General features: G+C 54.6%; 13 protein-coding genes, 1 pseudogene and 1 other annotated feature. Of the genes and pseudogenes, 12 read left to right on the top strand and 2 right to left on the bottom strand.

Translation table 11 applies throughout. The features are described 5' to 3' along the window. The 7 genes and pseudogenes from RDN66_RS20790 to RDN66_RS20760 all read left to right on the top strand — a co-directional run. A partial coding sequence (locus RDN66_RS20790) for a toprim domain-containing protein (RefSeq protein WP_308538155.1) occupies window positions 1-963 on the top strand: 963 nt, incomplete at its 5' end. Between the two features lie 145 nt (window positions 964-1,108). After that, the gene (locus RDN66_RS20785) at window positions 1,109-1,510 is read left to right on the top strand and encodes a YidB family protein (RefSeq protein ID WP_123650970.1); all 402 of its coding nucleotides are present in this window, start codon (window positions 1,109-1,111) and stop codon (window positions 1,508-1,510) included. 121 nt (window positions 1,511-1,631) lie between these two features. Beyond that, entirely contained in the window at window positions 1,632-2,444 is an 813-nt protein-coding gene (yidA, locus tag RDN66_RS20780) for a sugar-phosphatase (RefSeq protein WP_202216901.1), read from the top strand. Between the two features lie 201 nt (window positions 2,445-2,645). Further along, window positions 2,646-3,634, top strand: a pseudogene (locus RDN66_RS20775) (hypothetical protein). Beyond that, entirely contained in the window at window positions 3,622-4,761 is a 1,140-nt protein-coding gene (locus tag RDN66_RS20770; protein ID WP_374044036.1) for a BamA/TamA family outer membrane protein, read from the top strand. The pseudogene RDN66_RS20775 and the gene RDN66_RS20770 overlap by 13 nt, the downstream one beginning before the upstream one ends. Continuing rightward, entirely contained in the window at window positions 4,758-5,882 is a 1,125-nt protein-coding gene (locus tag RDN66_RS20765) for a DUF4056 domain-containing protein (RefSeq protein WP_374044033.1), read from the top strand. Before RDN66_RS20770 ends, RDN66_RS20765 begins: the two co-directional genes overlap by 4 nt. A 64-nt stretch (window positions 5,883-5,946) precedes the next feature. Beyond that, window positions 5,947-7,173 carry a DUF3748 domain-containing protein gene (locus RDN66_RS20760; RefSeq protein ID WP_202216904.1) on the top strand — a complete coding sequence of 409 codons (1,227 nt, stop codon included), beginning with the start codon at window positions 5,947-5,949 and terminating at the stop codon, window positions 7,171-7,173. A gap of 1 nt (window position 7,174) precedes the next feature. Here the strand turns inward: RDN66_RS20760 and RDN66_RS20755 are convergent, their stop codons facing one another. After that, window positions 7,175-7,504 (bottom strand): YceK/YidQ family lipoprotein, encoded by a 330-nt coding sequence (locus RDN66_RS20755; protein WP_035896432.1) that lies wholly within the window; start codon window positions 7,502-7,504, stop codon window positions 7,175-7,177. 239 nt (window positions 7,505-7,743) lie between these two features. After that, window positions 7,744-7,820 (top strand) — a sequence feature (ROSE (Repression Of Heat Shock gene Expression) occurs in the 5'-region of heat shock genes and acts as an RNA thermometer to modulate expression.). Between RDN66_RS20755 and ibpA the strand changes: the two genes are divergently transcribed. From ibpA to RDN66_RS20730, 5 genes are all read left to right on the top strand, one after another. After that, window positions 7,814-8,227 carry a small heat shock chaperone IbpA gene (gene ibpA / locus RDN66_RS20750; RefSeq protein ID WP_035896433.1) on the top strand — a complete coding sequence of 138 codons (414 nt, stop codon included), beginning with the start codon at window positions 7,814-7,816 and terminating at the stop codon, window positions 8,225-8,227. (Overlaps the previous feature by 7 nt.) A 101-nt stretch (window positions 8,228-8,328) precedes the next feature. Then, on the top strand, window positions 8,329-8,757 hold the full coding sequence (gene ibpB, locus RDN66_RS20745) for a small heat shock chaperone IbpB (protein WP_035896434.1): 429 nt from the start codon (window positions 8,329-8,331) through the stop codon (window positions 8,755-8,757). A gap of 90 nt (window positions 8,758-8,847) precedes the next feature. Next, window positions 8,848-9,150 (top strand): type II toxin-antitoxin system HigB family toxin, encoded by a 303-nt coding sequence (locus tag RDN66_RS20740; RefSeq protein ID WP_185668144.1) that lies wholly within the window; start codon window positions 8,848-8,850, stop codon window positions 9,148-9,150. A gap of 4 nt (window positions 9,151-9,154) precedes the next feature. Then, the gene (locus RDN66_RS20735; RefSeq protein ID WP_202216905.1) at window positions 9,155-9,514 is read left to right on the top strand and encodes a type II toxin-antitoxin system HigA family antitoxin; all 360 of its coding nucleotides are present in this window, start codon (window positions 9,155-9,157) and stop codon (window positions 9,512-9,514) included. A gap of 140 nt (window positions 9,515-9,654) precedes the next feature. Then, the gene (locus tag RDN66_RS20730) at window positions 9,655-11,316 is read left to right on the top strand and encodes a putative transporter (protein WP_248537986.1); all 1,662 of its coding nucleotides are present in this window, start codon (window positions 9,655-9,657) and stop codon (window positions 11,314-11,316) included. On the opposite strand, the gene RDN66_RS20725 is transcribed toward RDN66_RS20730, so the two are convergent. Continuing rightward, window positions 11,273-12,022: a GntR family transcriptional regulator gene (locus RDN66_RS20725; protein ID WP_035896436.1), complete on the bottom strand. Its 750-nt coding sequence runs from the start codon at window positions 12,020-12,022 to the stop codon at window positions 11,273-11,275. The genes RDN66_RS20730 and RDN66_RS20725 overlap by 44 nt on opposite strands. Window positions 12,023-12,145 lie beyond the last annotated feature (123 nt).

Here is a 12,145-nt window from a genome sequence, read left to right as displayed (position 1 = left end):
CCGGACAAACTGCGTTATCACAGCATCATCATCATGACCGATGCGGACGTCGACGGCTCGCACATTCGTACGCTGCTGTTGACCTTCTTCTATCGTCAGATGCCGGAAATCGTTGAACGCGGCCATGTCTACATTGCACAGCCACCGCTGTACAAAGTGAAGAAAGGCAAGCAAGAACAGTACATCAAAGACGATGAGGCTATGGACCAGTACCAGATCTCCATCGCGCTTGATGGCGCAACCCTGCACACTAACGCCAGCGCACCAGCGTTAGCGGGTGAGCCGCTGGAAAAACTGGTTGCCGAGTTCAACGCGACTCAGAAAATGATCAACCGTATGGAACGTCGCTTCCCTAAAGCGCTGCTGAAAGAGCTTATCTATCAGCCGACGCTGGTGGAAGCTGACCTGTCCGACGAACAGAAAGTCACCCGTTGGGTGAACGCGCTGGTGACCGAGCTGAACGAAAAAGAACAGCACGGCAGCCAGTGGAAGTTTGATATTCAGCACAATGCTGAACAGCAGCATTTCGAGCCTATTATTCGCGTCCGTACCCACGGCGTGGATACCGACTACGTGCTGGACAGCGAGTTCGTTAACGGTGGCGAATACCGTCGTATCTTCACGCTGGGCGAGAAGCTGCGTGGCCTGGTGGAAGAAGACGCGTTCATCGAACGTGGCGAACGCCGTCAGCCGGTTTCCAGCTTCGAACAGGCGCTGGATTGGCTGGTGAAAGAGTCCCGTCGTGGTCTGGCTATCCAGCGTTATAAAGGTCTGGGCGAGATGAACCCGGATCAGCTGTGGGAAACCACCATGGACCCAGACAGCCGCCGTATGCTGCGCGTGACCGTGAAAGATGCCATTGCCGCTGACCAGCTGTTCACCACCCTGATGGGTGATGCCGTTGAGCCGCGTCGTGCCTTTATCGAAGAGAACGCCCTGAAAGCCGCGAACATCGATATCTAATCCGTATCGTAGCCCGGCCGAGCAGCGCGACGCCGGGGTATCAACGCGAAAAACGCCTGAATTTTTTCAGGCGTTTTTTTATGCCCGCCGTCGACGAACTATACTTCTCTACGTCTTCTCTTAACCGTCATTCCGAGGTGGAAAAATGGGTCTTTTTGATGATGTGGTGGGCTCGCTGCTCAGCGGCGATGCGGGTAAATATCAGGCTATCCTGAGCTGGGTCAACGAGCAGGGCGGCATTCAGGCGCTGCTGGAGAAACTGCAAAGCGGCGGACTCGGTGACATCGTTTCATCCTGGATAAGCAATCAACAAAGCAATCAATCCATTAGCAGTGACCAGGTAGTCTCGGCGCTCGGTGCCCCCGCGGTGTCAGATCTCGGTGAAAAGCTGGGGACCGACGCCAGCTCCGCTTCAACGATGCTGGCGGAATATCTGCCGAAAATCGTCGATGCGCTGTCGCCAAAAGGCGAGGTGGACCCACAGGCGCATAACGATTTGCTGTCCGCGGGCATGGATCTGCTGAAAGGTGGCAAGCTCTTCGGTTAACGATGCGGCAAAAGGGGAGCACGCTTTGCGCGTTGTATCCCCGTTTTAAGCGCTGCTGGCTACTGTTTTTTGAGCTAAACCGAGTTAGCATGAGAACAGACTCATCTAACCTGGGGATCTCATGGCTATCAAACTTATTGCAATCGACATGGACGGAACGTTGCTGTTGCCGGACCACACTATTTCTCCTGCGGTAAAAAACGCGCTGGAAGCGGCACGTGCTAAAGGGGTGAACGTGGTTCTGACCACCGGTCGTCCGTACGCCGGTGTACACAGCTACCTGAAAGAACTGGGGATGAACGAGCCGGGAGATTACTGCATTACCTATAACGGCGCGCTGGTGCAGAAAGCCGGCGACGGCAGCACGGTGGCACAGACCGCGCTGAACTACGATGACTATCGCTTCCTGGAAGAACTTTCTCGCAAAGTGGGCTCCCACTTCCACGCGCTGGACCGCAACACGCTGTACACCGCAAACCGCGACATCAGCTACTACACGGTGCACGAATCCTTTGTCGCCACTATTCCACTGGTGTTCTGCGAAGCCGAAAAAATGGACCCGGCAACCGAATTCCTCAAGGTGATGATGATTGATGAACCGGCCATTCTGGATAAAGCGATTGCCCGCATTCCGCCGGAAGTGAAAGAGAAATACACCGTACTGAAAAGCTCACCATACTTCCTCGAAATCCTTGATAAGCGCGTGAACAAAGGCACCGGCGTGAAGTCGCTGGCCGACGTGCTGGGCATCAAGGCCGAAGAGGTGATGGCTATCGGTGACCAGGAAAATGACATTGCGATGATTGAATACGCTGGCGTTGGCGTGGCGATGGATAACGCGATTCCAGCAGTCAAAGAAGTGGCGAACTTCGTTACTAAATCAAACCTGGAAGACGGCGTTGCCTGGGCGATTGAAAAGTACGTCCTGTCCTGATGTTCCTGTTGCCCGGCATTGTCCGGGCACTAACCTTAAGATTGTTTGGAAAATTGTTATTGTATTATCAGGTGTGAAACCGCACGGAAGTCCCCCCAATTAGCCCGTAATTTCTTTACTCTCCCACCCTCTTTTATCTCCGGGCAGATCTGCCTGCAAATGCACTTTTTTATGATTAACAAACGCATCCGTCTGGTGCTGATGATGTCATCCTGTTCGGTTTTTCAGACCTGGGCTGCGACGGATTCTGACTCGACGCTGACACCGCTTTATGGCTATCAGGATGATAGTCAGGCCACCCCTTTGCCTGCGAAACCTGCGGCCGCTGTACCTGAAGAAAGCCACTCCGTTTTACCGTTCTTAGGTGACGAAGCGCGTAAGCGCGGCTATGAGCTGCCATTACCGTTTGGCTTGAATATTAACTACATGAATATCAGGCAGAATATTGATGTGGATAGTATCAATTTCAACGGGCTGTCTCTGAAAGGCCATTCGCTGGATAACGCCTTTAAAATCAACGTGGGTAATACCCGTGAAAGAAGCAAAACCGAAACGGTAAAGCTGGATGCCTGGCTACTGCCGTTTATGAACGTGTATGGCCTGGTGGGATATACCGACGGGCACTCCGTTTCACAGATTGGTGTTGATGTGCTTGGACCACATGGGCACTCAATTCCACTGGCACCAAAGTATAAAAACCAACTGCAAAACCTGGCATTTCAGCTCGATTTCAAAGGCACAACCTACGGCGTCGGTACCACGCTGGTTGGCGGCATCGGCAACTGGTTTACCGCCTTTGACGCCAACTACACCCAGACGCGGTTCGATATTCTTGATGGCAGCATCGACGCGTTCACTATTTCTCCGCGTATTGGCTACCGTTTTAACACGCCGGGCAACGATACCCTGCATCTGCCTTCCGGCAAGTTGAACCTGTGGGTGGGCACCATGTATCAGGACGTGCAGCAGGAGTTTAAAGGCAGCCTGAGCGACCTTACGATGCCGTCCGCCGCGCTGCAGGATATGGTGAATCTGGCGAACAAAGATAACAAAGGTCGTTTCGATGTAAAACAGCACCTGTCATCGCCGTGGAACGTGCTGGTGGGCGCGCAGTATGAGCTCACCTTACCACTGAGATTGGCTTTGCCGACCGCAACAGCTTCTTTGTTGCGGGGGAATATCGCTTTTGACACGCCTCGGCCTGCTCTTGCTGTGCTGCCTGTTTGCTGGACAAGTTCAGTCGGCGCTGCCGACTCGTGACCAGGTTGACGGCTGGCTGAAAAAGCTCGGCGCGAGCGATAACTTTGACGCCAGCAAAGGCGTCGACTGGGGCGTCATGCCGGGGCCGTTTTATACCCCTGAACTGGGGCTCGGCGTGGGTACGGCGGTGGTGGGCATGTATCGCCCGGACCCAAACGATACGGTCAGCCAGAACTCAACCCTGACGCTGAGCGGCTACTTCAGCTCAACCAGCGCCTTTGGCCTGACAATGCAAAATTATGCCTTTTTCGCCGACGATCGCTGGCGTTTCTTTCTTGATGGCTCACTGACCGATACCCCAACATACTACTGGGGACAGGGTTTTAGCGCGGGTGATAAAGACAGTAAAAAAGAGCAGTACACCGCCCAGGACCTCGATTTACGCCCCACGGTATACCGCCGGCTGGCACCGAATATCTATCTGGGGGTGGGCTGGTCATTGCACGCCCAGCATGCGGCGCAAATAAATAATGATGACCCGCAAAAAATTAACAGTACCGCGCAGGGAGAGTCGGTGCTGAGCTCCGGTAGCAGCGTCGAGTTGAGCTGGGACGATCGAGATTTTGTCCCTAATCCGCGCAAAGGGCAGTACGCCGATCTCCGCTACACCCGCTTTACGCCGGATGTCGGCAGCGATACCCGCTTCGATGAATACCAGCTGCATTACAGCCGCTACCACTCCCTCGACGACAAAAACGTACTGGCCTGGGAAATGGACGGCGCGTTCACCCAGGGCGACGTCCCCTGGACGATGATGCCGCTGCTCGGCAGCAATCAGCGGATGCGCGGCTACTACGAAGGTCGCTACCGGGATAAAAATGCCGTTAGTGGTCAACTGGAATACCGCCGCAAGCTTGACTGGCGGCACGGCGTGGTGGGGTGGCTGGGCGCTGGCACCATGGGGCCGTCTTTTCACTCGCTGGATGATGGTCGTTGGTTGCCCTCGGCGGGGGTGGGCTATCGCTTTGAGTTTAAGCCGCGTGTTAACGTGCGGCTGGATTACGGCATTGGCAAAGGCAGTAGCGGGTTTTATTTTCAGGTGGGAGAGGCATTTTGAAGGCGTTGATTAAAATGGTATCGCTACTGGCGCTATTTGCTATCACGCGAGCCGCAGCCGCGCTGCCGGTGGCGTTGGATTTAGGTGAAAAAGCAACGGCGCAGACGGTGAGTGCCTGGCCCACGATGCCCCCGCAGTCGCTGCCCAAAGGGCTGCGTCCATGCTGCGCTTTTGGCTATAACCTGCATGCGGAACTGTTGGGCATGCCGGTACCGTTCTATCGATTGGATAACGTGGTCAATGCCAGCCACCTGGGCCAGCATCAGTACAACGATAAGCTGCTGGCCGGGCTGGAAAATTTGACGGGCTTAAGTAGCGAAAATAACGGTATTCTCTACACCACCCGCGGCGGTTTTATTGATACCGCCCACGTGCGCGATACCGCGGATATGACGGTCTATATCTTTAGCCAGCTGCTGCCGAAACTTGGCCAGACGTTTACCCTCGATCTGGAGAGCGAACTGGCGCAGCGTCGCCTGGTTTTTAAAGCGTTTACCCCGCCTACCGATCCCGTTGAGCGTTACACGCTGGCCGCCTGGCTTGCGGCCCATCTGGCCTTTCAGGTCGCGGAATGGCACGAAATTGCCCAATGGTATGGTTTTGAGTCCGTTCCCGGTTTTTCGGAGGGCGTTTCCGCCTTTTCGCCGGAAGATCTCTACTCAAACCTGCTCGGCGCGCGCTTGGCCGTCTCGCTGATTCTCGACGGACAAACTGTTTCCCAAGGAGTCTACAATGCGGCGATGGGCACGGCGCTTACTCAGGCGCTAATGCATCTGGGCGCGCAGCCTCCAGCGATGACCCGCTTCCATTTCGATATGCTGGACGGCCGCTGGTGGAACAGCCAACGCCGCGTGCCGGAGAAATATCTGGTGCTGCATCGTAATTTTGAGATGGGCGATAACCGGCTGCCAACCCGTGTGCCGGGGGAGCAAACCACACCGCAGCGCCTGACGCTGCCGCACCGCTGGCAGGGTATTCGTCTTCAGGAATTAGGTCAGCTTCAGCTATGGCCTGGAACGTCGATGGAACAGTTGCCACCGCCTGAACGGTATTACACCGCGGTAGATTTCCCCACGCTTGCCGCCAGCGCGCAACGTGCCGATGTTCCCTCTCACCGCTAAAGGCTTATGGGATAAGACGCGCGCGTGGTAAAAAGAGGCGGTATCTTTTGACCGGGACTCCGCCATGAAACAAATCACCTTTGCACCGCGTAATCATCAGCTTACTAATACCCGAACCTGGACGCCGGATAGCCAGTGGCTGGTCTTTGATGTGCGCCCATCTGGCGCGTCGTTTACCGGTGAAACCATCGAGCGCGTGAACGTGCATAGCGGCGATGTTGAGGTGATTTATCGCGCAAGTGAAGGCGCGCACGTTGGCGTCGTCACGGTGCATCCCTCTGCCGAACAGTACGTGTTTATCCACGGCCCGGAAAATCCGGATGCCCAGTGGCAGTACGATTTCCACCATCGCCGCGGTGTAGTCTCGGCCCACGGTCAAATCCAAAATCTGGATGCGATGGATATCACCTCGCCCTACACGCCTGGCGCGCTACGCGGCGGCAGCCACGTCCACGTCTACAGCCCTTGCGGAGAGTACGTCAGCTTTACCTACAACGACCACGTGATGCACGAATACGACCCTGCACTGGATCAGCGTAACGTTGGCGTGGCGACACCGTTCGGCCCGGTTACGCCGCGCGGCCAGCATCCGCGGGAATATGCCGGTAGCCACTGGTGCGTGTTGGTGAGTCAGACAACGGCGCAACCACAGCCTGGAAGCGATGAGATTAACCGCGCCTATGAAGAGGGCTGGGTCGGTTCCTCCGCGCTGGCCTTTATCGGCGACACCGTTTCGCTGACCGGCGAAAAAGTGCCTGAGCTGTTTCTGGTGACGCTGCCGCGCGACGAGGCGGGCTGGAAGCAGGCGGGTGAAGCGCCACTATCAGGAACGGCGACAACGCTGCCTGCGCCGCCGGCAGGCGTTCGTCAGCAGCGACTGACCTTTACCCATCAGCGTGCTTATCCTGGGCTGGTGAATATTCCGCGCCACTGGGTGCGCAGCAACCCGCAGGGGACGCAGATTGCGTTTCTGATGCGTGATGACAATGGCGTCGTGCAGCTGTGGCTGATCTCACCCGCAGGCGGCGAGCCGCACCAGCTTACGCACAATGCGTCAGATATTCAGTCGGCGTTTAACTGGCATCCATCCGGAAAGGGACTGGGCTTTGTGCTGGAGGGACGTATTGCGATGTGTGATGCGCAGACCGGTGCAGTGACGTTTTTAACGGCCGATCACGCAAATCCACCGTCGGCGGATGCGGTGGTCTTCTCACCTGATGGTCAGTTTATTGCCTGGATGGAAGATGTGGCTGGCTTTCGCCAGCTATGGATAACCGAAACCGCCCGCTGAATCAGGGGGCGGGCATTGGCGCTGGCGGAATAACCGAATTGGTTGCCAGCGTCTCTTGTTCGCTCTTTTCTACGCGGGAGCGAACGGAGCTATCTTTACGGAAGAAGTCCCACGGCAGCAGTACGGTGTCCATCACCGCCGTAAACGGCATATCAATGGCGACCAGCGATTTGGCGACCCAGCCGCTGTCATCGTCGCCCAGCATCGCGGCGCTTGCACGCGTGCCAGGATACGTTCCCTCTTTGCCGCCAGTATGCGACATGACGCTGGAACACCCTCCTGACAAGAAGATCCCCCCAACCAGCGCCGCTTTAATCAGAACATTTTTCATAGTGAGTTCTTCTCGTCACGGGCATAAAACGCCCTTCTTTGGGTTATATCTACCCATTGCCAAAATAGGAAGTACCGGCTTGCCGCTCTGTGGCGGCTGTCGCACTTTGGCCTTTTGTGCCATACCCAGTCTAAGCGCTCTGGGGGAAAGTGCAAAAAAAGTAAGACATGAGGACTTGAAAATGGTTCTTTTCACCACATTTTATTGGTGTAGCCAAGAGGAACACGCCTTCGGGGTGTTTGGGCTTCAACAACCTGTCCATGATGGAAGGTGATTAATTTCTCGCTGATTTTCAGGAGCTATTTAACTATGCGTAACTTTGACTTATCCCCGTTATACCGTTCTGCCATCGGTTTTGATCGTCTGTTCAACCTGTTAGAAAACAATCAAACGCAAAGCAACGGCGGCTACCCTCCGTACAACGTTGAACTGGTTGATGAAAACCACTATCGCATCGCGATTGCCGTGGCCGGTTTTGCGGAAAGCGAGCTGGAAATCACCGCGCAGGACAACATGCTGGTGGTAAAAGGCGCGCATGCCGCAGAGCAAAAAGAACGAACCTATCTCTATCAAGGCATCGCCGAGCGTAACTTTGAGCGCAAATTCCAGCTTGCGGAACACATCCACGTACGTGGCGCAAACCTGGTGAACGGCCTGCTGTATATCGAACTGGAACGCGTGATTCCAGATGCGGATAAACCGCGTCGTATCGAAATTAATTAATGATACAGGGCCGCCTGTGCGGCCCTGTTAGCTAAATCATCAATCGGCTTGCCGTCAGGGAGCCGGAAGGTACTTACTCGCTTCTTAGAAGGAGAAACACAATGCGTAACTACGATTTATCCCCACTGCTGCGTCAATGGATCGGTTTTGACAAACTGGCGAACGCGCTGCAAAGCACCAGTGAAGGCCAGACCTTCCCACCGTACAACATCGAAAAAAGCGACGATAACCACTACCGCATTACCTTAGCGTTAGCCGGATTCCGTCAGGAAGATCTGGATATTCAGCTCGAAGGCACACGCCTGACCGTAAAAGGCACGCCTGAGCCGCAGGAAAAAGAGACCAAATGGCTGCATCAGGGGCTGGTTACCCAGGCCTTTAGCCTGAGCTTCACCCTGGCAGAAAATATGGAAGTCGCCGGCGCGACCTTTACTAACGGCCTGCTGCATATCGACCTCACTCGCAACGAGCCGGAAGCTATCGCGCCACAGCGCATCGCTATTAGCGAGCGCCCAGCGCTGGATAGTTAACCGCGATTAGACGATGAAGCCCTGGGATATCCCGGGGCTTTTTTGTACACCCTTCTTGATTTAGTCCCATTTTGGGACCATGATGAGGGCGTGAAGATTATCGCTATAGCAACATTAAGGGATTTTTGGACGGCAAATCCGGACGCAGAACAGCCGTTAAAAGCTTGGGTAGACGAGGCAAAGAAGGCCAACTGGACTACCCCTGCAGAGATTAAGGAACAGTACCGCACGGCTAGCATCCTGAAAAACAGGCGTGTGGTATTCAACATAGCGGGGAATAAATATCGTCTCATTGTCGCCATCGCTTATCAACGCGGTGTGATATTTGTGAAGTTTCTTGGCACGCATAAGCAGTACGACGCCATCGATGCTGAGACAGTGAGTATGGAGTAACAGCATGACTATTAAGCCTATTAAAACTGAGCAAGACTATAAAGCGGCGCTTAAGGCCGTTGAGCCTTATTTTGATAACGAACCAGCCGTTGATACACCGGAAGGCGACTATTTCGAAGTGATGTGCCTGCTGATTGAAGAGTATGAAGCGAAAAATCACCCCATTGACCCACCCGAAGCGATTGAAGCCATTCTGTTTCGCATGGAGCAGCAAGGGTTAACGGTCAAAGATTTGGAGCCTGCTATTGGCAAATCGAATCGTGTTTATGAAGTTCTGAAAGGGACTCGAACTCTTACACTGCCGATGATTCGCCGCCTGCATAAGCAATTTGGTATACCGCTTGAAAGTCTTGTGGGCATTTAATTGTTCTCAAATGGCGGGGCGATAAGAGGCTATATCGCCCCGTTTTACCAACTCATTATTGTGCGCCGTACTACATACAATCACCCAACCCTTCGTCCATAATCCCTGATGTTAATAATGTTATTCACAGGGAAAAGGCGATGAGTGATATAGCATTGACGGTAAGTGTCCTGGCGCTGGTGGCGGTGGTCGGTCTGTGGATTGGCAACGTCAAAATCCGGGAGATAGGCTTTGGCATCGGCGGCGTGTTGTTCGGTGGGATTATTGTCGGCCACTTTGTCGATCAGGCTGGCATCACGCTAAGCAACCCGATGCTGCACTTTATCCAGGAATTCGGCCTGATTCTGTTCGTCTATACCATCGGGATTCAGGTGGGGCCGGGTTTTTTTGCCTCGCTGCGCGTCTCGGGCCTGCGGCTGAATCTGTTTGCCATCCTGATTGTGGTTCTTGGCGGCCTGGTCACCACGCTGCTGCATAAAATCTTCGCGATTCCGCTTCCCGTCGTGCTGGGCATTTTTTCTGGTGCGGTGACCAATACCCCCGCGTTGGGTGCCGGGCAGCAAATTCTGCGCGATCTTGGCGAGCCGTTTAGCGTCGTAGACCAGATGGGTATGAGCTACGCGATGGCCTACCCGTTTGGTATCTGCGGCATTCTGCTCACTATGTGGCTGGTGCGTCTGTTCTTTCGCATTAACGTCGACAAAGAGGCGCAGCGCTTCGACGAGCAGGCGGGTTCCAGCCATTCCCATCTTCAGACCATCAACATCCGCGTTGAGAACCCTAACCTGAACCACATGGCGATTCAGGATGTCCCCGTTATCAACAGCGACAAAATTATCTGCTCGCGCCTCAAACGGGGTGAAACGCTGATGGTGCCGTCGCCAACGACCATTATTGAGCTTGGTGACCTATTGCACCTGGTGGGTGAAGCGGCGGATCTGCATAGCGCGCAGTTGGTGATTGGCAAAGAAGTTGAAACGTCGCTTTCCACACGAGGAACGGATCTGAAAGTGGAAAGGGTGGTGGTGACCAACGAGAAGGTATTGGGCAAGAAAATCCGCGATCTACACTATAAACAGCGTTATGACGTGGTGATCTCCCGCTTAAACCGCGCCGGGGTTGAGCTGGTCGCCAGCAGCAATGCCAGCCTGCAGTTTGGCGATATCCTCAACCTCGTGGGGCGTCCGGCGGCCATTGATGCCGTAGCCTCCGATCTTGGCAACGCCCAACAAAAATTGCAGCAGGTCCAAATGCTGCCGGTGTTTATTGGTATTGGCCTTGGCGTACTGCTTGGTTCCATCCCGCTGTTTATCCCCGGCTTCCCGGTCGCGTTAAAGCTCGGGCTGGCGGGCGGGCCGCTGATAATGGCGCTGATCCTGGGCCGCATCGGCAGTATCGGTAAGCTCTACTGGTTTATGCCGCCAAGCGCCAACCTGGCGCTGCGCGAGCTGGGGATCGTACTGTTTCTCTCGGTGGTGGGGCTCAAGTCCGGTGGCGGTTTTGTTGAAACGCTGGTGCATGGCGAAGGGCTGAGCTGGATTGGCTACGGCATCTTGATTACCGGCATTCCGCTGCTCACCGTGGGCATACTGGCGCGGGTGCTGGCGAAGATGAACTACCTGACCCTGTGCGGCATGCTGGCTGGTTCGATGACCGACCCTCCAGCGCTGGCGTTTGCCAATAACCTGCACGCGACCAGCGGCGCGGCGGCACTCTCCTATGCCACCGTCTACCCGCTGGTGATGTTCCTGCGTATCATCACGCCTCAGCTTCTGGCGGTGCTGTTCTGGGGGATGAGCTAGGGCTTTGAATGCGCCTGAGGTGATAATCCACCTGGTATTCGCTGGCGTTGCGAAACATCACGGAATAATTAAGAAACTCACCGCTGTCGCTGTAAGAAAGGGAGGTAATACGCAGCAGCGGTGTTTGTTCGGGTATGTTCATCGATTGGGCCAACTGCTTATCAGCCAGCACCGGTGCCAGGCTTTCATAGTTGCCGCTTATCGTTATGCCACACTCTTTCTCGATGTAATCAAACTTTGACCCCTCCAGATGCACCAGCGACAGGTTACGAAAAAGCTTAACCGGCATATAACTGTCTTCAAGCATCAGGGGCTTCCCATCAACGTAGCGTACCCGTCGGGAAAAATAGATCCGCTCATTGATTTGAATACGGAGCTGGCTGGCTATGGCGGGAGGAGCGGGCATCACTTCGAAAACCAGGACATGACTTATCACCTCTTTGCCCTGCTTGCGCAATACCTCGGCCAACCCCGTCAGGTTTGAGGTTTCATGGTGAATGTCTTTATGAGCAACATAGGTGCCGCTGCCCTGCCGACGAACCACAAGGCCCCATTCAACCAGCAGGTCGACAGCTTTTCGGATGGTCATTCGCGCCACGCCAAATTCCTGAGCTAACGCTTTCTCGCCTGGAATCGGGCTGCCAATGTTGAAATCGGATGAATTCAGCCGCAATCGCAGCCTTTCAGCAATAGATTTATAGATCACTTGTAGATCTCTATTCCCTATCCCAGCAGGGTTATTGAACCGCTGTTTCTTATTAAAAAGTAACCAATTACAGGCGAATAATGAGAATGCGCATAACGGCACGGAATTAAGTCATATGACATG

This window comes from uncultured Kluyvera sp., assembly GCF_902485085.1.
GTDB lineage: Bacteria > Pseudomonadota > Gammaproteobacteria > Enterobacterales > Enterobacteriaceae > Kluyvera > Kluyvera ascorbata.
The sequence above is the reverse complement of the archived record's forward strand: the minus strand, read 5'-3'. Positions and strand labels throughout refer to the sequence as shown.